Consider the following 24,110-nt stretch of genomic DNA (forward strand, 5'->3'; position numbering starts at 1 on the left):
TCAGCTGATCGATTGCCTTCTCAGCCTTCGACTATGTCAGCCTTCGAACGCGAAACGCGGGAAGGCCGCGTCACCGGCGTAGCGCGCCGAGTCGCCCAGGGCGTCCTCGATACGCAGCAGCTGGTTGTACTTGGCGACCCGCTCGGAGCGAGCCGGGGCGCCGGTCTTGATCTGGCCGGAGCCGACGGCCACGGCCAGGTCGGCGATGGTGGTGTCCTCGGTCTCGCCGGACCGGTGGCTCATCATCGTCTTGTAGCCGTTGCGGTGGGCCAGCTCGACCGCGTCCAGGGTCTCGGTCAGGGTGCCGATCTGGTTGACCTTCACCAGCAGCGCGTTGGCCGCGCCCTTGGCGATGCCCTCTTCCAGGCGGTCCGGGTTGGTGACGAACAGGTCGTCGCCGACCAGCTGCACCTTGTCGCCGATCTGGTCGGTCAGCGCGACCCAGCCGTCCCAGTCGTCCTCGGACAGCGGGTCCTCGATCGAGACGATCGGGTACGCGCCGAGCAGGCCGGCGTAGAAGTCCGACATCTCGGCCGCGGTGTGCAGCTTGCCCTCGAACTTGTAACCCTCACCGGTGGTGTAGAACTCGGTGGCGGCCACGTCGAGCGCCAGCGCGATCTCGCTGCCCAGCTTGAAACCGGCCTTCTCGATCGCGGAGACGATCAGGTCCAGGGCGGCGCGGGTGTTGGCGACCGACGGCGCGAAACCGCCCTCGTCGCCCAGGCCGGTGGACAGGCCCTGAGCCTTCAGCACCGACTTCAGCGTGTGGTAGACCTCCGCACCCCAGCGCAGCGACTCCTTGAAGGTCGGCGCGCCGATGGGGGCGATCATGAACTCCTGGACGTCGACGCCGGAGTCGGCGTGCGCGCCACCGTTGAGGATGTTCATCATCGGGACGGGCAGCACGTGGGCGTTCGGGCCGCCGACGTAGCGGAACAGCTCCAGGCCCGAGGACTCGGCGGCGGCGCGGGCCACGGCCAGCGACACGCCCAGCAGAGCGTTGGCGCCCAGGCGGGACTTGTCCGGGGTGCCATCCAGATCCAGCAGGGTCTGGTCGACGGTGCGCTGTTCGACGGCGTCGAGACCGATCACGGCCGGGGCGATCTCGTCGAGGACGCCCTCGACGGCCTTCTGCACACCCTTGCCCTGGTAGCGGTCGCCACCGTCACGCAGCTCGACGGCCTCGTGCTCACCGGTGGACGCGCCGGAGGGCACGGCCGCACGGGTGAGGGTGCCGTCGTCGAGAGCGATCTCGACCTCGACAGTGGGGTTGCCACGAGAATCCAGGATCTCGCGAGCTCCGACCTGTTCGATGATGGCCACGAAACGACACTCCTTCGGCTGCTGACTCGGCAGGTCGCACGGCTGTCGCCGTGCTGCCGAAAAGCCTAGCAGTGTTGAATTTGCCCCTCCGCTACGCTCCGGGGCCGGTTCGCGGCCCCTGCGGCCTCGACTTTTCCCTCCTCCGCTTCGCTCCCCCGCTCCAAGGCGGAGGTCTATCCAGCCGCAGTCCGGAATCGAGACGGGCCGCGAACTCCAGGTGTCAGACGGTGCGGCCCACGCTGTAGGCGGCGGCGCGATACCGGACGGTATTCATGTAGCTGGTGGATTGGTTGTAGGTGAGCAGGGCCTGCTGCCAGCCGGGCGCGGCGGTCAGGTCGCCACCCATGGCGCAGAGGTAGCGGGCGGCGGTGAGGGCGGCGTCGTCGATGTTGTCGGGATCGATCTTGCCGTCGCCGTTGGCGTCCACGCCCCAGCGCTTCCAGGTCTCGGGGATGAACTGGAACGGGCCCATGGCGCGGGCGTAGACCGGGTTCGCGTCGGTGGCGCCGACATCGAGGATGCGGGCGCGGCCCGGCGAACCGTCCAGGGCCAGGCCGCGGATCGGGGGCGACACCGTGCCGTCGTCGGCGATGCGGGAACCGGCGTGGGTGCCGTGCTGACTCTCGACGCTGGCGATGCCCGCCAGGGTGGTCCAGCCGATCCCGCATTCGGGCTTGGAGCGGGCCAGCACCGCGGCCGCGTACCCGTACGCCTCGAGCGCGAGCACCGGGATGCCGGTCGATTCGCGCTGTTCCTTCGCCCAGTCGCGGAGCTGAATCGCGGTGCGGCCCGGGGCATCCAGATCGATCGCGGGCACCGGTGCGCCTGCTCGGGGCGGCATGTCGTCGGGCACCGGGGTGAGATGGGTTGTCCCGCAACCGGTCAGCACGAGGAGAGCGACGGCCGCGCCCACCAGGCCGGCGCGGGTCAGCGGGGCTCGGAGGCCGGCCATTCGGATACGCACACCGTTCATCATCCAGATGGATCGGCGCGCAGGCGAGAAACGTCAACGCGGTTCGCCCGAACGAGGCCGATTCGATTACCCTCCGCGCGGGCATCCTATACCTATTCGCTATTTCTACGACACACCCTTAGGTAAGCCTTGCCAAAATTCCGCGGGGGCAATACCGTCTTCGGTCGAGCCAAGATCACCATGCCCCCGCCCACGCCAGGAAGGCCCTTCCGTTGGTGAAAAGCGTTCTCTCCGAACGTAAACCGCTCCACCCCGAAAAGCTCGAACCATTCGAGCGGCGCGACCTGCCGGAATCCGCGACCCGCGCGATCCGCTACCTCGCCGCTGAGATCGCCGTCACAGTCGGCGCTACCCCCGCGATTGCGGCCACCCTCTCGCATCCGGTCCTGTTGCGCCACATCGACGCCAAATACGGCAGGCTGCCCGACGTCGTGCACGAGGCCATGCGCCCGCCCACCACGTCCGCGGGCGTCGCGGTCATCGGCCGGCTACCGATCGACGAGGACGCGCTCGGCCCGACCCCGTTCAATTGGGAGGAGGCCGCGGCCTGGGCCGGAGACCGGTCGCGGCGGTCCACCTCGTTCGAACTCGACATCGCCCTGCTGCTGCTGGCCCGGTGCGCCGGTGAGCCGTTCGGCTGGCAGGGACAGCAGGCCGGGCGACTGGTCAACAACATCCTGCCCACTCCCGGGCACGAGCACGAGCAGTCCGGGGCCAGCAGCACGGCACTGCTCAGCCCGCACACCGAGGACGCCTTCCACCCGCGGCGCGCCAACCTGCTGATGCTGAGCTGCCTGCGCAACCCCGACCGGGTCGCCACCACCGTGTCCTCGATCCGTCAGGTGGAACTCGATGCGGCGCAATGGGACATCCTGCGCGCCGCCCGGCTGCCGATCCTGCCCGACGTCTCCTACGGCGCCGACTTCGGTGAGGAGACCGCGCCGCCGATCCCCACCGTCGGGGCCGACGCCGACGGGCCGACACTGCGTTTCGACCCCGCGTACACCCCGCTCGACCAGGCCGACGACGAATTTCGTTGCGCCTACCAGCATTTGACCGGCGAATTGCACCGGGTAAGTCGCGCGGTCGCTTTGGCTCCCGGCGAGCTATTGCTGGTGGACAATGATTCCGTGGTCCACGGCAGGGTGCCTTTCGCGCCGCGTTACGACGGCACCGACCGCTGGCTCAAGCGGGTGAATATCCGTCTGCCCCAACGCCGCCGCGCCGCCGCCGAAGCCGAGGAGGACGGCTACGGCCAGCGCGTCGTCGCCCCCTTCAGCACGACCAGAGGACAGCACCCGTGAACTATCGCCCCACCCCGCTCCGGGTTCTCAGCCGCAGCGACCTGGCGGATGTCCCGATCAGCCCCGCCGAGGTGGTCCGCGCGGTCGAGGACGCGTATCTCGCACTGGCGGGCGGCGATTCGGACAACCCGCGGAAGCTGAGCGTGGCACACCCGGACGGCTGGTCGGTCGCGTACGCCATGCTGGGCCGCGACGGCCGCCGCCGGGTGGTGGCGATGAAAACCAGCTACAAGTTCGACCCGCACCACGACCGCTCCAACAAGCGGTATTTCACCACCATCTCGCTCTACGACGACTCCACGGGAACACCCATCGCGCTGATGGATTGCGCCCGCGTCGGCGCGCTGCGCACACCCGCGGTCTCGGCTCTGCTGGTACGCGAATGCGTCCGGCCGGGTGCGCGCAGCGCGCTGCTGATCGGCACCGGCACCCAGGGGCGCAACGCGCTGCCCCACCTGCTGGCGGCGAACCCGCAACTGAACCGGCTCATGCTCTACGGCACCCACCCCGAAGGCCTGGAAGCCGTGTATCGGCAACTGCTGCACCACCATCCGCACGCGGAACTGGAGACCGTCGACGACCCCAACGCGGCGGCGCGGGAGGCGGACGTCGTCCTCGCCACCGCGGGTCCGGGTACCGAGGTCGCCATCGACTCCGAGGATCTCGCGCCCGGCTCGACCGTGGTGCTGGTCGGCTACGGCCTGGCCCCCTCCACCCTGGTGCACGCCGATCGCGTGATCGCCACCAGCGCCGAGCAGATGGCGCTCACCGGAACCGATATGGCGGGCCCGGACGGCCGACTACGCCGGGTCGACGCCGAGCTACCCCAGATCCTGGGGCATCGCGCCGTCGGCCGGATCTCCGATGACGAACGAATCTTCGTGTACAACAGCGGGCTGGTGCTCACCGATATCGCCGTCGCGCACGCGCTGGCCAATCGCGCCATTGCCGAGGGACGGGGCACCGAGGTTTCGCTCTGGGACTGATCGCCGGAATTGACCGGCTGGATTCGCCTCAGAAATTCACCCGAAACGGTTATTCGCGACATTGATCCAATCGATAACCGCTCGGGTCTAACGTTTCGAACGACACTCTCATGCATGTTGGCTATCGCCGCGCCCGAGGGGCAGCCCCGCGCGCCCGAAAGGAAAAATGTCCGCCTCCGCCGAGACCGTGGTCGCCCCTCCCGGTATCTCCACCATTACCGCCAGCCCGATGCCCGCGCACCGACACGCCTGGGAACAGGGGCTACTCGACCACCCGGAGGCGCTGCGGCAAATCGCCGGGCAGATCGACGGACCGTTCCACGTCATGTATCCCGACCAGGTCGTGGAGAACATCCGAGGATTCCAGCGGGTATTCGCCCGGGCCGGGGTGCAGGGCTCCGTCTACTACGGGAAGAAGGCCAACAAGGCCGACTGCGTGGTCCGTGCCTGCGCCGAGGCCGGATGCGGCGTCGATGTCGCCAGCGTCGACGAACTGAACGACGCCACCCGGGGCGGTATCCCCGGGACCGACCTGATGGTCACCGGACCGGCGAAGTCGGATCGGCTGCTCGAACTCGCGACCCGGGCGCGGGCGCTGATCGCGGTCGACGACCTGGACGAGCTCACCCGGCTGAGCAGGTTCCCGGAACCGAGCCGGGTCCTGCTGCGCGTGCTGCCCCCGGGCTCCACCAGCCGGTTCGGGCTGACCGAGCAGGAATTGGATCTCGCCCTCACCGAGATCGATCGGAACGTTGTGCACCTGCACGGCTTCAGTTTTCATCTCTCCGGCTACGAGGCGGCCCCGCGCGCGGCGCTCACCCACGCGCTGATCGAACGCTGCCGCAAGGCCCGCGTCCTCGACCATCCGATCAGCACCATCTCGATCGGCGGCGGCTTCGGCGTGGACTATGTCTCCGGGGACGACTGGGAGACCTTCCGCAAGGGCGTCAATCCGCGGTGGTTCCACGGTGACCGGGCCCCCGGCGCCGGCTCCTACTACCCGTATCACTGCCCCGTGCCCGGGCCCGCCATGCTCGCCGCCATCCTCGGATCCGACGACCTCGCGGACACGCTGCGCGACACCGGCATTCGGCTGGCGATCGAACCCGGGCGGGCGCTGCTGGACCGCGCGGGCAGCACCGTATTCGGGATCCAGGGCGTCAAAACGCGGTACGCGCACGGCGTCCCGTACGACATTCTCACCGCCAACGGGACCAGCCTCAGCCTTTCCGAACAATGGTTCAACAGTGAATATCTGCCCGACCCGGTGTTGTGGCCGCAACGCCCGGGAAATCTCACCCCGACCTGCGTCGGCGGGTCGTCCTGCCTCGAAGATGACATGCTGAGCTGGCGCCGGATCCCGCTCCCCCGGCCCGCCACCACCGATGATCTGCTCATTTACCCGAATACCGCCGGTTATCAGATGGACAGCAACGAGTCCTCATTTCACGGGCTCCCCATTCCGCCGAAGGTAGTCTTGCGAAGCTCGCCGGATCGACGACAATTCAATTGGCGCCTCGATACCGCTCTCGACGCGTTCTGAACCGTTTTCAGTCACCGCCCCGCGCCCCGCTCCAGCGACCTTCCCGAGGAGAAACACTCGATGCCGGTTATCGCCAGGCGAGTGTCCGAGCTGATCGGCCGGACCCCGCTGTTCGAGCTGGCCGTCAGCCCGGCCACCGGGACACGGCTGTTCCTGAAACTCGAGACCATGAACCCGACCGGGACCGCCAAGATCCGGATGGCCCGGGCCATGGTGCTGGACGCGGAGCGGCGCGGGCAGTTGGGGCCGGGCGGGCACATCATCGAATCGACCTCCGGCAATACGGGTTTGGGGCTGGCGGTGGTCGCGCGCGAACGCGGGTACCGCTTCACCGCGGTGGTCGACAATCACGCGTGCAAGGCCAAGCTGAACGCCATGCGGGCCATGGGCGCGACGCTCGAATTCGTCTCCGACGAGGGTGACGACGGACTGTCCACCTCCGCGCGGGAGGAGCGGGCGGCTGAGATGGCCGAGCAGACCGGCGCGTACTTCCCGGCGCAGCACGCCAATCCGGCCAATGGCGTCGGATATGTCGCGCTCGCCGGGGAATTGGTGGCCGACCTCGGGCACGTCGACGTGCTGGTGGCGGCGGTCGGGACCGGCGGATCCCTGTTCGGGACGGCGCGAGGGCTGCGGGAGAAGGGCTGCGATCCGCGGCTGATCGGTGTCGAGCCGGAAGGGTCCATCGCCTTCGGCGGGCCCGGGCACGACTACTGGCAGTCCGGCACGGGGACGCCGATCGGCGCCGAACCCGGGGTGCACGTGGACCAGGACCTGCACCTGATCGACGAGCGGGACCGCGTGAAGGTGTCCGACGTGGACGCCTTCGCCACCACCCGCGCGCTGGCATCCCACCTGGGGCTGCTGATCGGCGGGTCCTCGGGCAGCTCGGTGTACGCGGCGCTCACCCGGATCGACGAATTCCCCTGCCACTCCACCGTTGTCGTGATCATCAACGACGACGGCGAGAAGTACCTGGACACGGTGTTCGACGACGAATGGATGGCCGACCGCGACCTACTCGACACCGAACGCGAGGCCGCGGTCACCACCCTGCTCGCCGCCCACCGGCCCGCGGCCCGCCCCGACCCGCGCGAGCGCGCGGCCCTGCGGCACCTGCACTACGCGTTGCCCGACGACTACGCCGTCGAACGCGGCCTCACCGGACGTCCGCTGCGCGACTACGCCGACCAGAAGGTCCCCGAGGCCACCCTGATCCATCAGCTGGAACTGGCCGACATGCCCGCGCACGAAATCGGCGAGCTGCTCGCCGCCGGCGACTCCGGGCTGGTCTGCCTCGCGCTCGACAAGTACCGGCAGCGGCTCGAGGATCAGGCCGCCATGGTCGCGCAACTGCTCGCGAAACTCCGTGGCACCGCGCCCGTACCGCCCGGCACCCACACCATCCTGATGCCGGACACCGCACCCGCCGCCGATTCGGCACCCGGCTCCACCACCGGTCCCGTGCCCGCCGCCGGTTCGACCGCCGTGCCCGCAGCCGATTCGACCGCCGTGCCCACCACCGGTTCGACCGCCGTGCCCACCACCGGTTCGACCGCCGTGCCCACCACCGCGTGTGCGCCCGTACCCACGGACGGGGCTGCCACGAAATGACCGGGGCGCTCGGATATTCCGATCGACGACACCGGCATTCCGATGGGCGGCAACTGGCTTCGCTGGCCGCCCCCATCGCCTTGACCCAGCTCGCCCAGGTCGCGGTGTCCACCACCAATATCGCGCTGATGGGGACGCTCGGGGTGCGCGAGGTGGCCGCGGGCGGGCTGGCGCTGGTGCTGTTCAACCAGATTCGGACCATATGCGTCGGGCTGATCACCGGGACCGGGAATCAGGTGGCGACCGTGGTGAGTCGCGCCGAGAAACAGGGGCGGCGGGCCGAGGCCCTGGTCCGGGAGGTGGTGCGGTCGAGTTTCCTGATCGCCACCGTGGCCGGATTGCTCGGCGGCGCACTGCTGATCGGGCTGGGGTGGGCGTTGCGATGGCTGGGGCAGGACGCCGACGTGCTGGCGCAGGCGCGGCCGATGATGGTGGCGCTCGCGCCGGGACTGGTGCCGTGCCTGTGGTTCCAGGTGTTGCGGCAGTACACGGTCGGGATGCAGCGGCCGCAGGCGCTGCTGCTGGTGACGCTCGGGTCGGTGGCGCTGAATCTGGTCCTGGCGCTGGCGTTCATGCACGGGTGGGCCGGGCTGCCCGCGCTCGGGTTGACCGGGGTCGGCGTGGCGACCTCGCTGGTCTTCCTCATCACCTTCGGGGTGTTCTGGGCGATGGTGCGGCGGGATCCGAAACTGCGTGCGACGCTGCCGGTCCGGATGTGGCCGGTGCATTCGGCGACGGTGCGGGAGGAACTGCGGCTGGGGACGCCGATCGCGCTCACCTACGGGTCCGAGGCGGGCATGTTCTCGGTGCTGGCGCTGGTCATGGGGAGTCTCGGGGCGGCGGCGCTGGCGGCGCACAATGTCGTCTACCAGATCGTGTACATCGTGTTCCAGGTGGCGATAGGACTCTCGCACGGGGCGTCGATCCTGGTCAGCCGGGCGGTGGCGCGCGACGAGTACCCGCACGCGCGCTCGGTGGCGTGGCTGGCGCTGCGGTACGCGGGACTGGTCGCGGCGCTCACCGGGCTGGCGTACGTACTCGCACCGGACCGGGTGTTGAGGCCGTTCCTGGCCGACAGTGATTCCGCCACCGTGCGGTTGGCGCACACCCTGCTGGTGATCGCGATCGTGCTGCAGTTCTTCGACGCCGCCCAGAACATCGGGGTGGGATTGCTGCGCGGGCTCAAGGACACCAAGGCCGGGTTCCGGCTCTCGCTGGTGGGGTACTGGGGTGTGGGATTGCCCACTGCACTGCTACTTGCCTTCCCGGCCGGGCTGGAGGCGGCGGGTGTGTGGTGGGGGCTGACGGCCGGGCTGGCCACCACCGCTGCCTTGATGCTGCGGCGCTACTTCACCCTGCTGCACGCGCGTGAGCAGGAACATCCACGAGTGCTGGCCGGTAGCCTCGGGCATTAGCCCGACATCCAAATCTCACCTTCCCGCAAGCATGTCGTCACTGGGCACGGGCAACCTGGAAGAAACGGCTTTCGCTATTCTGGCGACGAATTCGGTCAGGGGCGCAAACCACCAATGCCGGGGAGGATGTCCGTGCACATCTCGCGAGTCGCCGAACACGCCAGGGCCGATCATGTCCTGTTCCACTTCAGCGACACCCATCTGATCGCCGCCGACACCGAGCTCTACGGTGCGGTCGACGCCGAGGCGCGGCTGTCCACCCTGCTCGGCCAGGCCGAGGCCAGCGGCATCGCGCCGACCGCCATCGTCTTCACCGGCGACCTCACCGACCAGGGCGAGCCCGGCGCGTACCGCAAGCTGCGGGACCTGGTCGAGCCCTGGGCCGAGCGCATCGGCGCGCCTGTCGTGTGGGTCGCGGGCAATCACGACGAACGCGGCACCCTGCGCGAGCACCTGCTCGACGAAACGCCGTCCGCCGCACCGTTCGACGTCGTCCACATGTTCGACGGCCTGCGCGTCATCGCCCTCGACACCACGGTCCCGGGCCATCACTGGGGTGAGATCACCGAAGCCCAATTGACCTGGTTGCGAGACGTTCTCGCCGAACCCGCCCCCTTCGGCACCATCCTCGCCATGCACCACCCGCCGATCCCCTGCGTCCAGGACCTGGCCGTCCTGGTGGAGCTACGCGACCAGCGCCGCCTCGCCGACGTCCTCGACGGCACCGACGTGCGCGCCATTCTGGCCGGCCACCTGCACCTTTCGAGCCACGCCACTTTCGCGGGCATCCCCGTCTCGGTCGCGTCGGCCACCTGCTACAGCCAGGACATGGCGGCCGCCGAGGGCGGCCAGCGCGGCCGCGACGGCGCACAGGCCTTCAACTATGTGCACATCTACCCCGACACCATCGTCCACTCAATGGTCCCGATCGGCCACGGCCCCACCGTCGGCAAGCCCGCCGATCCGGAACAGGCGGCCGCCCGTCTCGCCGACGCCGGCATCGTCATCCCGCCCGCGGCCCGCATCCCCCACGTCCTGCGCCGCCGGACCGAGGCCTCCGAGTCCGACGGCGAGACGGTTCTCTGACGGTCTGAACCCGAGCGCTGTTGGCGCTTTTCACACCGATCGTCCGGTGCGATTGTAGGAACCGCGAATCCAGCTGCAACCAGGGCGAACATCCACGGTCATCGCAATACCTTCGGCATCCAGGTTCGGGCAGCGAAGCCCGGCACCTGCAGGAAGGACTACAGATGACCACGAGCAAGCGGATGCGGGCGCGCGTCGCCGCGGCGATCATGAGCGCGGTGGCGCTGACCGGGCTGGCCGGCGTCAATACCGTTCGGGCCCAGGCCGATACCGCCGCCCCCACCATCCAGAACCTCGTCGACGCCATCAATTCCGGCGTGAAGACCGCCGGCAAGGCGCTCGCGGACACCGGCGTATCCAGCGCCCCGCACTCGACCATCCCCTCCGGCAACGGTCCCCAGATGACCGACGCCGTCGCCGCCTTCACCTTCTCCCTCGCCAATGCGAACATGGCCCCCTCCGGCGCCAACGACTGGAACTGCAAACCCACTGCCGCGCACCCCGAACCGGTGGTGCTGTTGCACGGGTCGTGGATGAACGCCTACGACGGCTTCGCCTACCTGTCGCCCCAGATCAAGCAGGCCGGTTTCTGCGTGTACGCGCTGAACTACGGCCAGGAGGGCCTGCTCCAGCAGGGCGGCCTGAGCGCGCTGGTGCCGGGCGTCAACGGCATTGCCCCCATGGAGGATTCGGCGAAGCAGGTCGCGACCTTCGTCGACAAGGTGCTCGCGTCGACCGGCGCGCACAAGGTCGACGTCATCGGCCACTCCCAGGGCGGCCCGGTCGCCGACCAGTATCTGAAGTTCGGCGGCGGCGCGAGCAAGGTCGACCAGCTCATCACCTTCGGCGCGACGCACCACGGCACCAGCCTCGACGGCATCGCCACCCTGGGCCGGCATCTGACCGACATGGGTTTCAACGCACTGGGATTCAGCCGGCTCCTGGTCGGTGAGGGCCTGATCGAACAGGTCGCCGGATCCACCTTCTACGCGACCCTCAACGCCTCCGGCGACACCGTGCCCGGCGTCCACTACACCAGCGTCGCCACCAACCACGACGAGATCTCCACCCCGTACACCGCCACCTTCCTGACCGCGGGCCCCGGCGCGACCGTGAACAACGTGACCCTCCAGGACGGCTGCGGCATAGACCTCTCCGACCACCTGTCGATGATGTATTCCAAGCGCGCGGTCTCCATCGCGCTGCGCGCCCTCGACCCGTCCGGCCACCCGAACCTGGTCTGCGCCTTCAACCCTTACGCCCTCTGAGCCCCGAGCCCGCATCCGACGCACAAGGTAAAGCGTCGGATCCGGGCCTCCACCGCCGACGGAGTCCGACCGACCGGCGGCGCGATTCGAGTAGTCGAGTACTCGCGCTGCCCCGGTACCCGACGACGATGATCAGAGCTTCCCTCGTGCACGACCATCGAGTGAGGATCGAGGATCAGCCATGACCAAGAACGTGCGCCTCGGCATCATCCGGGCTCGGCACAACTCCGCCGTCCCGGTCATCCCCGATGCCGCATGCATCGCCATGCTCATGACCGGTGAGCACGCGGTCCTGAAGTACTGGATCAACACCACCCGTGGACATCTGGATTTCATCGACTCACCGATGTTTCCGTGGGTGGACGTGACGCTGGGCGCCGACACCAGCCGCGCGGCACAGGCCAAGGCCGCCGTGGACGCGCTGCTCGCCAAGTTCCCCGATCCCAACCCGCTGGCCGGGCTGGACGGCCTGATCGTGCTGATCCATCCCGGAGCCGCCGGTTTCGGCGCCGGTGCCACCGGCGTTGCCGGTTTGCCCACCGCGGTCCTCTCGGCCGGCTTCAGCAATCACACGTTCATGTGCCACGAGACCGGTCACGTGCTCGGCTTCCCGCACACCTTCGGGCTGGACAACAACGGCACGGACTGGGACCCCAACGACGCCACGATCATCGTCGGCCCCGAATACGGCTCCCCCTACGACCTGATGTCCTCGGCGTCGTTCGGCAGCCGCTGGCTGGGCGCGGGGCCGACCTACTCGGCCTCGCCGACCTTCGCCGGACCGGCCATCGCGGGCTGGCCCAATCCCGGCGCCTTCTCCATGGGACCGCATCTGTCGCGGGCGAACCTGCACCTTCACCTGCCCGATGCGCTGGCCGGCCGGATCGTCGAGCAGGCCTTTCCACAGCCGGGCGCGACGGTCACGGCCCGGCTGGTGCCTGCCTCGGCTTCCACCGGTACGTGCCTGCTCATCCTGCATCCGCCGGGTGAGCCGCCCAGCGGCGCGGGCCGGGTGTACGTGGAGTACCGCATACCGGACGGCTGGGACGCGGGATTGGATCCGGTCGGCCCGAGCCTGTCTCGCTCCGGTGTGGTCGTGCACTCGCTCGTCGATCAGCCGAATGTCGGCCCGCGCGCCTGGTATCGCGGCAGCATCCCGACGGTGTCGGTGGACCGCGATGTCACCGTCGCCATGACCCCGCTGGTCGTCCGTACCGACAACGTCGACGACCACTGGGTCGACGTGGCCGTCACCGTCGGCACCGGACGCCGGGTCGACATCGTGCGGGGAAACCACACCGACGACATGGTCGGTGTCATCGGCGAACTCCAGCAGTCGAACAGCCCCTGCGGCGACCCCATCCGGAAGGGCTCGTTCGCGACGGCGACGACCGACCAGTTCGGCCTGCGCACAATAGGTTTCGGCGGGGTCGGAGAGCCCGTCGCACCGGCGGCGACGGTCTCCTGGACGGTGGGCGGCGTGCCGGCGCCAGGACCCAGCGGGAAGGTCGACGTACCCGTCGGCGACGTGACCTTCCCGATCGACTACACCATCGACCCCGTGGTGTTCGAGTTGCAACTCACCTCGCGGGGCGGGGAACGCTACGAAACGCCGGTCGCGGTCACCGTCACCGGTGACGGCGCCGGCGCCACGGCGAGCGCCACCTTCAGCGCCCTGGGCTGGTTCGACGGCATCCACCCCGATGACGTCGACGCCCTGGGCAACTGCCTGCGGCGGATCGCCGACCGCTACCGCGTCGCGCCGCCCCCGTTCCGCAAACCAAGTCCCGATCCGCCCTGGACGCCGCCGATGCTCCGGCGCCTGGCCGACGTGCGATGGTTCGACAAGGCGGTGCGACTGCTCGACGAGCTGCCGGGCCTGGAGGCCGAGGGCCGCAGCGCACTTCTACAGATCATGTCGTCACAGATTCAACCGGTCCCCACGATGCTGGATCGGCTGGGGGCGGACGGGATCGATTTCAGCGTGCCGGAAGCCGAGCTGACCGATTGGCTCGGCGACCCCGAATTCACGCCGTACCCGGCGATGGCCGAGGCGCTGCTGAAGCTGTTGGACGGCAACCGACTTCGACGCCCGGTGTTCCTGGACGTGATCGTCTTCAACTACGAGAATTCGCCGGGAAACCCCTCGCCGCGCAGGGTGGAAGACGTCGACACGCGCGTGCTGAAGGCGGCCGTCGTCGACGGGTCGAACGATCGATACGGCGAGGCGGGTTCGGATTTCGGCGAGCTGCTCAGCGTCCGATAGCCGAACCCCGAAACCGATCAGGGAGTCGGACGAGGCCATTCGATCTGGGTGGGGTGAGTCGGGCCGCCGTCGTCGTCGGTGGAGAAGTCGGGGCTGGGGTTGAAGAAGCCCCAGATGATGCCGAGGACCAGGATGATCCAGAGCAGGACCTTGCCGGCCTGGGAGACCAGGAGCGGGCGGGTCGGGGAGGCGGGGGTGAAGCCGGGCGGGAGGGCGGCCTCCGGTTCAGGGAGGGGGCCGTCGCCGAAGACCTGCTTGAGGTAGGTGGGGGTGAGCATGAGCCAGTAGGCCTCGGTGCGGATCTGGACGCGCAGGACGGCCGCGGTGGCTTGGAAGAGGGCGGCGGGCATGCGCCCGGTGATCAGCACGATCAGCCAGACGATCGGGGAGATGACCATCCAGCCGGTGGACAGCCAGGTGGCCAGCACCTGGATGGGGAAACCCAGGATGAAGCGGAACAAGACGGCCCAGCGGTTCAGGCGGGTGGGGGCCGGGAACAACACGCGCACCGGGTAATTCACATCGGTGTCGACGGTGAACGGCGGATACTCGTCGACCAGCAGGTACAGGTAGCCCTCGACCCGGGCCGTGTAGGCCAGCGTCCAGCGCAGGTAGTCGCCGCACCACTGCGGCAGGGCGCCGGTGAACAAAGCGCCGAACCAGCCGCAGATCGCCACCACGATCTGGCCCAGCGTCAGGATGAACAGCACGAACAGGTGCGGGATGGCCAGGATCAGGCGGAGCAGCACGGTCCAGCGGCGCTGTTGCACGGGCGGGAAGATGTCGAGATCGACACTGGGTTCCGGCATCGGCTGCACCGGCATCGAGGCCGGCGGCATCGGCGGATATTCGACCATGACGCACGCTCGCTTCCTGGTCCGTGACGACGGGAAAGACGTTTCCTGGTCAGCGTCCCACAAGAATTAAGGAGCGCGCCGAGGGCGCGCTCCACGAATTCAGGACTATGGGTTGGAATCGGACGGAATTCAGTCGATCTTGACGCCCAGCCCGTAGTCGAGGGTGTTGTGACCGACCGAGGTCACCACCAGCTCGTAGGAGCCGTTCACCGGCAAGGTGACCTTGGCCCACTGCTGCTGGTTGGCCAGCGTCCCGGTCGGGCCCTTGATGGTGACCACGGTGTCCGACCAGTACGGCGCGGCGCTGATGATCATCGTCTGCCCACCCCGGGCATCGAGCCGATAGGTGTCATTGCTCCACCCCTGCAGGTGGCCGCTGACGAAGGCATTGTCGGTGCCCTTGGCGAAATGGATCTGATGCGCGCTGTCCGCGGCGGCCGGACCCGTGCCGAGAACGGTGGCGGTGGTCGTGGCGGCGGCGAGAACAGCGGCGGCGAGGAATTTCTTGTTCATGCCATCGATGGTCGGAGCCGCCACCAATCGGATTCCAACCAAACACTATTGGCCGGAATCCGGGCGGAGCGCGCGGCGGGTCAGGCCGCGCCGGATTCGAAGGCCGTCATGGTGCCCGCGATGGTGTCGGGCTTTTCCCAGGGCGCCGGTTCGGGGAAGTAGGTTTCCAGGAATTCCGAGACGGCGCGGACGCGTTCGGCTTCCGGGACCTCCGGGAAGCTGCCGTCGTTGAGGCAGAAGAAGTCGACGTTGCGGCGTTTGGCGAGGCCGTCGAGGAGGGCCAGGCCGGTGTAGCTGGTGGTGTCGACATAGCGCATCTTCGCGGCTTCCTGGGGGACGGCGCGGCCGGTGAGCAGTGCGTAGTAGTGGTAGAGGGAATTGGTGACCGAGATGTCGGTGGCGGCGCGGAAGCGGCTGGCCCGGGTGCGGGCGAAGTCCTCGGCGAAGACCTGCTCCATTTCCAGCAGGACGCTGCGGCGCAAGGGAACCGGGGTGTGCTCGAGGTGGCGGGTGATCACGTGGCCGAAGCGCTGGGACAGCAGGGCTCGGTTGACGCGGGCCGCGTTCTCGAAACCGCTGCGCCGCTCATTGTTCGCGCCCGGGCCGATGCGGGTGCCCGCCTCGATGTAGCGGCTGATGCCCGCGGGAGTGAAGAACATGGAGGGGCGCACCGGGCGCGCGAAGAACATGTCGTCATTGGAGTAGAGGAAATGCTCCGACAAGCCGTCGATGTGCTGCAACTGGCATTCCACCGCATGCGAATTGAAGATCGGCAGACCGCTGATATCCGAGAAATGGTCCAGGGCACGGACGATGGTGACCTTCGGGTCGTCGCCGAGCCAGTCGGGGACACGGGAATCGGTGGCGATGAAGATGCGGCGGATCCACGGAGCGTTCTTGTGCACCGAGCGCAGGGCGTAGCGCAGTTCGTCGATCTGGCGGATGCGGGCGTCGGCCTCGTCCCCCTCGCCGACCACCACCTGCGCCAGCATTCCCGCACGGCGGGCCCGGAATTCGGGGTCGGAGCCGTCCACCCAGGAGAACACGATGTCGATGTCGAAGCCGACGTCGGCGGTGTTGGGGGTGAACATGCCGGCCAGGGTGGGCCAGCTGGCGTCATAGAGGAGCACGGTCGAGGGCTCCACGTCGGCGACGTCGAAGACCATGCGGGTCAGGGCGTTCGGGCGCGGGCATTCCACGGTGTCGCCGTGGTACTCCCACAGTTCCAGTTCCACGTGATGCGCCGGATCCAGGTCGCGGCCGAGCCGGAAGACATTGTGCGGCTTCTCATTGCAGGAGAATCCGGCGACCATGGCCGCCCCCAGCACCCGTCTGAGCGCGGCTCGGTGACCACTGTCCACGGCCAGCACCAGCCGATGGTCGGCATCGCGAACCAGCAGGTAGGGGACATCCGCGGCGACCAGTTCGGCGCGCAGGTAGCGCAGGTCGTCGATCACCGGTTGGGACACCACCAGATTCGCGACCGTCGCGCTGCCCACCATCTCCACCATCTCCGGCTGCTGCCCCGCACCCATATCCGCCATCGCCGTCTCCGCTCTCTTCGTGCTGTTCACCTCACGTCTTCGCGGCGTCACGCCGGCAGGGCCGCATACCGGCCCGGGGCACGCCCGGGCCGGTACACGCCGTGAAATCTGTTGTGCAGTCAGAAGAACGGAGCGGACGGTGCTTCGGGTGTGTTTCCACGGGCGATCTTCACCGGGCGGTCATCGGCCGGCTACTCGCGTGACCTCGCTGGGTCGAGGGACTGTAACGAATGATGCAACCGTTATCGCTTCTCGTCAATCTGTTTCCCCGCAGGTCCAGAGGTGTTTTCACAGTCGTAACGGACGAAACACCCGTATCTGGCGCGCTCGGGCTCCACGTCGGAGACCAGCGGTCCAGTGCGGCAACGGCATACACTTGCGGGCAGCACAGTCCAGCCCGCTGTGCGGACCCAGATGGTGAGGGGACACAGATGGTAGCCGACGCCCGGGAACGTCAGGAGCCCTCGACGGACACGCAACCCGACCACCCCGAACTGGACGTTCTACCCGAGTGGCCGCTGGACACCATCGCGGTGCTGGTGACCACCGATCCCGCCCCGCACGCCATCCCCGTCTCCTGGCCGGTACGCGCCGGCGACCGGCGAATCCTGCTCAGCCTCAAGTCCGATCGCGGCTCGCTGGCCCGGCTGCGGGAACGGCCGGAGCTGGCGCTGCTCATCCTGGGCGGCGGCAATGTGGCGTTGTGCGCCCGCGGCACCGGCAAGGTGATCGCGGATCCGCTGCCCGGCGCCGACGATTACGTGGCGGTGGAATTGACCGTCGACGTGATCGACGACCACCGCCAGTCGGCTTTCGCGGTCGCCTCGGGAATTCAGCGCACCGTCATCGACGACACCGAACTACGCTATCTGGAGAATCGGGTCGCCACCCTCGAAGCAATGGCGGCCGACCGCAACTGAGATCGAAGGAGATCGTGTGTCTGTCAGCTTGGCCAAGGGCGGAAATGTCTCGCTGTCCAAACAGGCCCCGAATCTGACCAAGGTCGCGGTGGCACTGGGCTGGGATGTGCGCACCACCACCGGCGCCGACTATGACCTCGACGCCAGCGCGATGGCCTGCGGATCCAATCAGCGGGTGCTGTCGGACGCGCACTTCATCTTCTACAACAACCTGCGCTCCCCCGAAGGCACCATCGAGCACACCGGCGACAACCTCACGGGCGCGGGCGACGGCGACGACGAGGTGATCAATGTCGACCTGGCCGCCATGCCGCCGACCATCACCAATATCTTCTTCCCCGTCTCCATCCACGAGGCCGACGTCCGCCGCCAGTCCTTCGGCCAGGTCCGCAATGCCTACATCCGCGTCATCGACGCGGTCACCAACTCCGAACTGGCCCGCTTCGACCTCAGCGAGGACGCGTCCACCGAAACCGCCATGGTCTTCGGTGAGCTCTACCGCCACGGCCCCGAATGGAAGTTCCGCGCCATCGGCCAGGGCTACGCCTCCGGCCTGGCGGGCATCGCCCGCGACTACGGCGTGAACGTATGATCGTCGCCTTCTCGGTGACACCCCTGGGCGTCGGCGCGGACGTGGGCCGCGCCGTCGCCGAGGCCGTCCGCATCGTGCGCGCCAGCGGCCTCCCCAACGAAACCAACTCCATGTTCACCACCCTCGAGGGTGAATGGGACGAGGTCATGGCCGTGGTCAAACAGGCCACCGACGCCATCACCGCGGTCGCCCCGCGCTGCAGCCTGGTCCTCAAGGCCGACATCCGCCCGGGCGTCAACGACGCGATGACAGCCAAGGTCGACACCGTCGAGCGGTATCTCGCGGAGGACTGATCCGGTCAGCGGATGCGCCGGCTCCGGTCAGGAGATGCGCTGGCGGAGCCAGGCGGGGATCTCGTCGCCGGCTCGCGGGTAGGTGGCGAGTTCGCGGCGGCATTCGTCGGGCTCGGGAATGGGGAGCCAGTCGGGGATTTCCTTGAAGGACAAGGTGAATTGGGCCTTGGTGGAGTCGGCGCGGAGCAGGACCTGGCCGCTGAGCCAGGTGCCGGTCATCTGGTCGTAGCAGACTTCCTTGAGGCGGTTGAGCAGCATGAGGACTTCCTCGGAGGGCTGTAGCTCCTCGGAGGGGACGCCGGACTCGGGGACCTCGGGGACGGGGGCGCCGGACAGCTCCAGTTGGAGTCCCGCGTGGCCGTCGTCGCCGACCAGGGAGAACCACAGCACCGCAAGGGTCCAGCCGGTGGGTAGCTCGTCGGTGAGGGCGCTGACCAGGGCGGTCTCCACCATGTCGCGATCGGCCGAGCGGGGGGCGGCGGGCGGTTCGGGGGCGGCGCCGGGGGCGTCCTCGACGGTTCTGACCACCAGGCCGGGACAGTGATCGCGCATGACCTCCACGACCGTGAGCACCGGCACGGGTAGGCGCTCGGCGACGATGTACAGCGGGCGGTCGACCTGGCGGCGGGCGATCACATCGCCGAGCGCTCGGACCCGGTGCCGGAACTCCTCCGGATCACGCAGCACCACTTCGGCGAAGAGTTCCGTGCGCCCGCCCTTGCGTAATCGGCCGACGCCCAGCCGGATCCGCTCCACCTCGCTCCACGCCACGTGCGGGAAACCGCGATACGTGAAGCCGTGATCATTGAGCAGCAGCGTCGGCTGCGGGCGGAACAGATCGTCGGCCATGGTGTAGACGCCGAAACCGAACACCGCCATGAGCACCCCGGCCACCACCCGCATGACCGGATGTTCCGCGTCGTTGAACACCACGAAACCCGGTAGCACGGTCATCACCAGGAAGAAGACCAGCGCGACGATCGCACCCGTTCTCCGCGGGTAGTACTCGGTGATCGATTCGCGCCCCGAAGCATGCACCCCTGTGACGCTAGCCGAAACCGGCCTCGCGCAACACCGCCGTTATCGCCCGGCATGGCCACCGCTATGCCGAATTTGCCAGGAATCACCATGATTCCAGGCCGGTCCGCTCGGCGGGTCAGCCGTGCGGCCAGTACCGATGCCAATCCTCGGCGGTCAGCGCGTCGCGCGTGCCTCGATCGATTTCCGCGGCGTCCTCGGCGGCGCGCACCGTGGCGGCGAAATCGAGAGTGGCCTTGCGCAGGCGTTCTTCGGCGCTGTCGGGCCCGCCGAGCTCCACCACCCGCAGGGCAGCGGGAATCAGCTCCTCCGGTAGCCCCGCTTTGATGCCGCGCGAGCGCACCTTCTCCGCCAGCGCGAGCGCGGGCTGCGCCATGGCGATCCCGTCGAGGCAGGAGCGCCGCGCCTTCTCGGCGGATTTCCGCTCCTCCCAAGCCTTTTCCTGCGCCGCGATCTTCTCCGCCACCGACGCGCCGGGAACGGTGAAGGCGTCGAGCGCGTCGCTCAGGTGCGGGCTGCGGTGCACCAGCTTGGCGACCAGCGCCGCCGCCACCTCCGCGACCGTGAATTCGCCTGCGGCCTCGGCGATCCGGGAGTGGAACAGCACCTGCAGCAGCAGATCGCCGAGTTCCTCCTTGATGGTCTCGGCGTCCTCGTCCTGGATGGCGTCGAGCAGCTCGTAGGTCTCCTCCAGCAGGTAAGGGCGCAGCGAATCATGGGTCTGCGTCACCTCCCAGCCGCCGAAATTCCACAGCCGATCCATCACCTCGACAGCCTCGCCCAGCGCCTCGGTCATGCGCGCGGTATCGGCCGCGGTCTCGGCGGCGACGCCCTCCCCCGATGTCATCGGTCGGCCATCACCTCTGCCGGAACCCGGACATCCACGGCGCCGGGCGCCTTTCCGTCCAGAGCGAGCAGCAGATCGGCCACGAACTGCAGCACCTGGACGTCACGGACGCGGGCCGCGCCGACACTGTCCTCCACCCGCGGTAGCGGCAGCTGGACGATGCCGGTGGCCGCGCGGTAGGTGGCGTTCGGGTAGAGCCGCTTGAGCCGCAGCTGCTTGGAGTCCGGCAGCTGCAGCGGCGACACCTTCACCGTGGTCCCGGTGACGCCGATCTCGGCGATCGAGTAGGCGCGGGCCAGCAACCGCAGCTTGGCCACCGACACCAGGCGGCCCACCTCCACCGGCAGCGGCCCGTACCGGTCCACCAGCTCCTCGACCACGGCCGACAGCCCCGAATCGTCCTGGGCGGCGGCGAGTTTGCGGTACGCCTCCAGACGCAGGCGATCGGAGGTGATGTAGTCCGGCGGAATGTGCGCGTCCACGGGCAGGTCGATGCGCACCTCCTTGACCTCCTCGTCCACCGAGATCGGGCGGCCGTCGGCGGCGGCGCGATACGCCTCCACCGCCTCCCCGACCAGGCGCACGTAGAGGTCGAAGCCGACGCCCGCGACATGGCCGGACTGTTCGGCGCCCAGCACGTTGCCCGCGCCGCGAATCTCCAGGTCCTTCATGGCCACCGCCATGCCCGCGCCCAGATCCGAGTTCTGCGAGATGGTGGCGAGCCGGTCGTAGGCGGTCTCGGTGAGCGGCTTCTCCGGCGGGTACAGGAAGTAGGCGTACCCGCGTTCCCGGGATCGGCCGACGCGGCCGCGCAACTGGTGCAGCTGCGAAAGGCCCAGGGCGTCGGCGCGTTCCACCAGCAAGGTGTTGGCGTTGGAGATGTCCAGACCGGTCTCGATGATGGTGGTGCACACCAGCACATCGAATTCCCGCTCCCAGAAGCCCTGCACGGTCTTCTCGAGCATGTCCTCGTTCATCTGCCCGTGCGCGACCACCACCCGGGCCTCCGGCACCAGATCGCGAATCTTCTTGGCCGCCTTGTCGATCGACGACACCCGGTTGTGCACGTAGAACACCTGGCCGTCGCGCAGCAGTTCACGGCGGATGGCGGCGGCCACCTGCTTGTCGTTGTAGGCGCCGACATAGGTGAGGACGGGATGCCGTTCCTCGGGCGGGGTGAGGATGGTCGACATCTCGCGGATGCCCGCCAGCGACATTTCCAGGGTGCGCGGAATCGGCGTCGCGGACATGGTCAGCACGTCCACGTGTGTGCGCAGCGCCTTGATGTGCTCCTTGTGCTCGACGCCGAAACGCTGCTCCTCGTCGACGATGACCAGACCGAGATCCTTCCAGCGCACGCCCGTCTGCAACAGCCGATGCGTGCCCACCACGATGTCGACATCCTTGGTGGTCATGCCCTCCAGGATCTCTCGCGATTCGGCGGCGTCGGTGAACCGGGACAGGCCCTTCACCACCACCGGGAATCCGGCCATCCGCTCGGTGAAGGTCTGCAGATGCTGCTGTGCCAGCAGCGTGGTCGGCACCAGCACCGCCACCTGCTTGCCGTCCTGCACCGCCTTGAAGGCCGCGCGCACCGCGATCTCGGTCTTGCCGTAGCCGACGTCACCACAGATGACGCGGTCCATCGGGACCGCCTTCTCCATATCGGACTTCACCTCGGCGATGGCCGAGAGCTGGTCGACGGTCTCGGTGAACGCGAACGCGTCCTCCATCTCCTGCTGCCACGGGGTATCCGGGGCGAAGGCGTGACCGGGCGCGGCCTGGCGGGCGGCGTAGAGCTGCACCAGCTCGGTGGCGATCTCGCGAACCGCCTTGCGCGCCTTGCGTTTGGTATTGGCCCAGTCCGAACCGCCCAGCTTGGACAGCGACGGCATCTCGCCGCCGACATAGCGGGACAGCTGGTCGAGGGAGTCCATCGGCACGAACAGCCGGTCGCCGGGCTGGCCGCGCTTGCCGGGCGCGTATTCGATGACCAGGTACTCGCGGCGCGCGCCGCCGATGGTGCGCTCGATCATCTCCACGAAGCGGCCGATGCCGTGTTGATCGTGCACCACCATGTCGCCCGCGGTCAGGGCCAGCGGATCGACCTGGTTGCGGCGGCGGGCGGGCAGCTTCTTGCCTTCGCCGGGCGCGGTGACCCGGTTGCCGGTGAGGTCGGATTCGGCGATCACCACCAGTTTGGCGTCGTCGAACACCATGCCGTCGTGCAGCGAACCGCACAGCACGCCGACCAGGCCGCGGACCGGCTCGGCGCCGGCGTCCAGCGCCGCGGCGGGCACCTCGGCGTCGGCGAGGCGTTCCAGAATGCGTTGCGCCGTACCGTGTCCCGCCACCACGATGACCGCGCGGCCGCCGGTGGCGACGTGTGCGCGCAGCGAGGCGAAGATGGTGGCGACCAGTTCCTCCGAACCCCGCGCGGAGGCGGCCGCCAGCACCGGCAGCACGATCTCGTCCGGGGCGTCGGCGGCCAGCGGGCTCAGCGTCCACCACGGCAGGCCGCGGCGGTCGGCGTCGGCGCGCACCACGTCCAGGCCGCGATAGCCGGAGGCGGCCAGGTCCAGGCCGTGCGCGCCCAGCGGCGCGGCCCCGCCGAAGGAGGCCGCCGTCCAGGACGCCTCCAGGAATTCCTGCCCGGTGCGCACCAGGTCGGCGGCGCGAGTGCGAACCTTCTCCGGATCGCACAGCAGCACATGGGTTTCCGCGGGCAGCGCGTCCACGAGCAGCTGGAGTTCGCCGGGCTGCAGCACCGGCAGCAGCGCCTCCATGCCCTCCACCGGGATGCCCTCGGCGATCTTCTCCAGCATCTCCACCAGCGCGGCGTCGGCCGGATTGTCGGCGGCCACCTGGGCGGCCCGTTCGCGCAGGGCGTCGGTCAGCAGCAGTTCGCGGCACGGCGGCGCGACCACCAGATCGATCGGCACCTCGTGGATGGAACGCTGGTCCTGCACCGAGAAGGCGCGCAGTTCGGAGACCTCGTCACCCCAGAACTCCACGCGCACCGGATGATCCGCGGTGGGCGGGAAAAGGTCCAGAATGCCGCCGCGGACCGCGAATTCGCCGCGCTTGCCGACCATGTCGACCCGCTCATAGGCGAATTCCACCAGCCGCGTGAGCAATTCGTCGAAGTCGAACTCGGCGCCGGGTCGCAGCACGATCGGCTCGACCTCCCCCAGCCCCGCCGCCATCGGCTGCATGAGCGAGCGCACCGTGGTCACCACCACCCGCAGCGGACCGGTCACCCCCGGATCCTCGGGATGCGCCAGCCGCCGCAATACCTGCATCCGCCGGCCCACGGTGTCGGCCCCCGGCGAGAGCCGCTCGTGCGGCAGCGTCTCCCACGACGGGAACAGCGCGACCGTATCGCCCAGGATCTCGGTCAGCTCGGCGGTCAGATCATCGGCCTCGCGCCCGGTGGCCGTCACCACCAGCAGCGGCCGCTGCCCGGCGATGGTCGAGGCCACGAACGGCCGCACCGCCGACGGCGCGACCAACCGGGCCTCCGCGCGCCCGATCAGGCTCGCGACCTGCGTCAACGCGGCGTCGGCACCCGCCACCGCAGCAAGTCCCGACAGAGGCGGACGATCGGTGGTCATGCGGAGACTCCTCGGCGCAGATCAGCGTTTCAGAACGACCAACCGAGTCTAGTGCGGGGCCGTGACAAGCCGTGCAGCCCCCAACCTCCACCAACCCCGCTGTTCGCGGCCCGG

Annotated in this window: 18 protein-coding genes and 1 pseudogene; 11 read left to right on the forward strand and 8 right to left on the reverse strand. The window is 68.7% G+C overall.

Features of this window, described 5'->3' with window-relative positions:
* Positions 1-36: 36 nt before the first annotated feature.
* Together eno and ACQPYY_RS29390 are read right to left on the reverse strand one after the other, a co-directional pair.
* Positions 37-1,323 carry a phosphopyruvate hydratase gene (eno, locus tag ACQPYY_RS29385; RefSeq protein ID WP_379093107.1) on the reverse strand — a complete coding sequence of 429 codons (1,287 nt, stop codon included), beginning with the start codon at positions 1,321-1,323 and terminating at the stop codon, positions 37-39.
* 220 nt (positions 1,324-1,543) lie between these two features.
* Positions 1,544-2,275, reverse strand: a complete 732-nt coding sequence (locus ACQPYY_RS29390) for a lytic transglycosylase domain-containing protein (protein ID WP_433591777.1) — start codon at positions 2,273-2,275, stop codon at positions 1,544-1,546.
* A 236-nt stretch (positions 2,276-2,511) separates the two neighbouring features.
* Here ACQPYY_RS29390 and ACQPYY_RS29395 point away from each other — a divergent pair, with 236 nt between their 5' ends.
* The 8 genes and pseudogenes from ACQPYY_RS29395 (at position 2,512) to ACQPYY_RS29430 (ending at position 13,778) form a co-directional block, all read left to right on the forward strand.
* Entirely contained in the window at positions 2,512-3,600 is a 1,089-nt protein-coding gene (locus tag ACQPYY_RS29395; protein ID WP_433594761.1) for a TauD/TfdA family dioxygenase, read from the forward strand.
* A complete protein-coding gene (locus ACQPYY_RS29400; RefSeq protein ID WP_379093101.1) occupies positions 3,597-4,586 on the forward strand; it encodes an ornithine cyclodeaminase family protein in 990 nt (329 codons plus the stop codon). Before ACQPYY_RS29395 ends, ACQPYY_RS29400 begins: the two co-directional genes overlap by 4 nt.
* 166 nt (positions 4,587-4,752) lie before the next feature.
* Positions 4,753-6,129, forward strand: coding sequence for a Y4yA family PLP-dependent enzyme (locus ACQPYY_RS29405; protein ID WP_433591778.1), 1,377 nt, complete (start codon positions 4,753-4,755; stop codon positions 6,127-6,129).
* Positions 6,130-6,189: 60 nt separating this feature from the next.
* A pseudogene (locus tag ACQPYY_RS29410) lies at positions 6,190-7,221 on the forward strand (PLP-dependent cysteine synthase family protein); the annotation flags it as partial.
* Between the two features lie 518 nt (positions 7,222-7,739).
* Positions 7,740-9,158: an MATE family efflux transporter gene (locus ACQPYY_RS29415; protein ID WP_433591779.1), complete on the forward strand. Its 1,419-nt coding sequence runs from the start codon at positions 7,740-7,742 to the stop codon at positions 9,156-9,158.
* 132 nt (positions 9,159-9,290) lie between these two features.
* Entirely contained in the window at positions 9,291-10,244 is a 954-nt protein-coding gene (locus tag ACQPYY_RS29420; protein ID WP_433591780.1) for a metallophosphoesterase, read from the forward strand.
* 164 nt (positions 10,245-10,408) lie between these two features.
* The gene (locus tag ACQPYY_RS29425) at positions 10,409-11,512 is read left to right on the forward strand and encodes an esterase/lipase family protein (RefSeq protein WP_433591781.1); all 1,104 of its coding nucleotides are present in this window, start codon (positions 10,409-10,411) and stop codon (positions 11,510-11,512) included.
* A gap of 181 nt (positions 11,513-11,693) precedes the next feature.
* Positions 11,694-13,778 (forward strand): hypothetical protein, encoded by a 2,085-nt coding sequence (locus ACQPYY_RS29430; protein WP_433591782.1) that lies wholly within the window; start codon positions 11,694-11,696, stop codon positions 13,776-13,778.
* 17 nt (positions 13,779-13,795) lie between these two features.
* Here ACQPYY_RS29430 and ACQPYY_RS29435 read toward each other — a convergent pair whose 3' ends face one another.
* From ACQPYY_RS29435 to ACQPYY_RS29445, 3 genes are all read right to left on the reverse strand, one after another.
* Entirely contained in the window at positions 13,796-14,617 is an 822-nt protein-coding gene (locus ACQPYY_RS29435; RefSeq protein ID WP_433591783.1) for a DUF4389 domain-containing protein, read from the reverse strand.
* Between the two features lie 147 nt (positions 14,618-14,764).
* Entirely contained in the window at positions 14,765-15,148 is a 384-nt protein-coding gene (locus ACQPYY_RS29440) for a hypothetical protein (RefSeq protein WP_379093080.1), read from the reverse strand.
* Positions 15,149-15,228: 80 nt separating this feature from the next.
* Positions 15,229-16,683: a stealth family protein gene (locus ACQPYY_RS29445; protein ID WP_379095751.1), complete on the reverse strand. Its 1,455-nt coding sequence runs from the start codon at positions 16,681-16,683 to the stop codon at positions 15,229-15,231.
* Positions 16,684-17,123: 440 nt separating this feature from the next.
* Here ACQPYY_RS29445 and ACQPYY_RS29450 point away from each other — a divergent pair, with 440 nt between their 5' ends.
* The 3 genes from ACQPYY_RS29450 to ACQPYY_RS29460 are packed head-to-tail and all read left to right on the forward strand — an operon-like array spanning position 17,124 to position 18,497.
* Positions 17,124-17,612 carry a hypothetical protein gene (locus tag ACQPYY_RS29450; RefSeq protein ID WP_379093077.1) on the forward strand — a complete coding sequence of 163 codons (489 nt, stop codon included), beginning with the start codon at positions 17,124-17,126 and terminating at the stop codon, positions 17,610-17,612.
* A 16-nt stretch (positions 17,613-17,628) separates the two neighbouring features.
* Complete coding sequence (locus ACQPYY_RS29455) at positions 17,629-18,204, forward strand: TerD family protein (RefSeq protein ID WP_379093074.1); 576 nt, start codon at positions 17,629-17,631, stop codon at positions 18,202-18,204.
* On the forward strand, positions 18,201-18,497 hold the full coding sequence (locus tag ACQPYY_RS29460; RefSeq protein ID WP_433591784.1) for an MTH1187 family thiamine-binding protein: 297 nt from the start codon (positions 18,201-18,203) through the stop codon (positions 18,495-18,497). The genes ACQPYY_RS29455 and ACQPYY_RS29460 overlap by 4 nt, the downstream gene beginning before the upstream one ends.
* A 27-nt stretch (positions 18,498-18,524) precedes the next feature.
* Here the strand turns inward: ACQPYY_RS29460 and ACQPYY_RS29465 are convergent, their stop codons facing one another.
* The 3 genes from ACQPYY_RS29465 to mfd form a co-directional block, all read right to left on the reverse strand.
* Positions 18,525-19,535: a hypothetical protein gene (locus ACQPYY_RS29465; RefSeq protein ID WP_433591785.1), complete on the reverse strand. Its 1,011-nt coding sequence runs from the start codon at positions 19,533-19,535 to the stop codon at positions 18,525-18,527.
* Between the two features lie 118 nt (positions 19,536-19,653).
* Positions 19,654-20,331 carry a MazG family protein gene (locus tag ACQPYY_RS29470; RefSeq protein ID WP_379095748.1) on the reverse strand — a complete coding sequence of 226 codons (678 nt, stop codon included), beginning with the start codon at positions 20,329-20,331 and terminating at the stop codon, positions 19,654-19,656.
* Positions 20,332-20,378: 47 nt separating this feature from the next.
* Positions 20,379-23,996 (reverse strand): transcription-repair coupling factor, encoded by a 3,618-nt coding sequence (gene mfd / locus ACQPYY_RS29475; RefSeq protein WP_433591786.1) that lies wholly within the window; start codon positions 23,994-23,996, stop codon positions 20,379-20,381.
* Positions 23,997-24,110 lie beyond the last annotated feature (114 nt).

This window comes from Nocardia sp. CA-145437 (assembly GCF_050956485.1).
Classification (GTDB): domain Bacteria; phylum Actinomycetota; class Actinomycetes; order Mycobacteriales; family Mycobacteriaceae; genus Nocardia.

What these genes read in the sequence shown, in the direction of transcription:
- ACQPYY_RS29390 (WP_433591777.1), bottom strand. Translation starts at nt 2,275, where the DNA reads ATGGCCGGCCTCCGAGCCCCGCTGACCCGCGCCGGCCTGGTGGGCGCG.
- ACQPYY_RS29405 (WP_433591778.1), top strand. Translation starts at nt 4,753, where the DNA reads ATGTCCGCCTCCGCCGAGACCGTGGTCGCCCCTCCCGGTATCTCCACC.
- ACQPYY_RS29415 (WP_433591779.1), top strand. Translation starts at nt 7,740, where the DNA reads ATGACCGGGGCGCTCGGATATTCCGATCGACGACACCGGCATTCCGAT.
- ACQPYY_RS29425 (WP_433591781.1), top strand. Translation starts at nt 10,409, where the DNA reads ATGACCACGAGCAAGCGGATGCGGGCGCGCGTCGCCGCGGCGATCATG.
- ACQPYY_RS29430 (WP_433591782.1), top strand. Translation starts at nt 11,694, where the DNA reads ATGACCAAGAACGTGCGCCTCGGCATCATCCGGGCTCGGCACAACTCC.
- ACQPYY_RS29435 (WP_433591783.1), bottom strand. Translation starts at nt 14,617, where the DNA reads ATGCCGCCGGCCTCGATGCCGGTGCAGCCGATGCCGGAACCCAGTGTC.
- ACQPYY_RS29440 (WP_379093080.1), bottom strand. Translation starts at nt 15,148, where the DNA reads ATGAACAAGAAATTCCTCGCCGCCGCTGTTCTCGCCGCCGCCACGACC.
- ACQPYY_RS29445 (WP_379095751.1), bottom strand. Translation starts at nt 16,683, where the DNA reads ATGGGTGCGGGGCAGCAGCCGGAGATGGTGGAGATGGTGGGCAGCGCG.
- ACQPYY_RS29450 (WP_379093077.1), top strand. Translation starts at nt 17,124, where the DNA reads ATGGTAGCCGACGCCCGGGAACGTCAGGAGCCCTCGACGGACACGCAA.
- ACQPYY_RS29460 (WP_433591784.1), top strand. Translation starts at nt 18,201, where the DNA reads ATGATCGTCGCCTTCTCGGTGACACCCCTGGGCGTCGGCGCGGACGTG.
- ACQPYY_RS29470 (WP_379095748.1), bottom strand. Translation starts at nt 20,331, where the DNA reads ATGACCGAGGCGCTGGGCGAGGCTGTCGAGGTGATGGATCGGCTGTGG.
- mfd (WP_433591786.1), bottom strand. Translation starts at nt 23,996, where the DNA reads ATGACCACCGATCGTCCGCCTCTGTCGGGACTTGCTGCGGTGGCGGGT.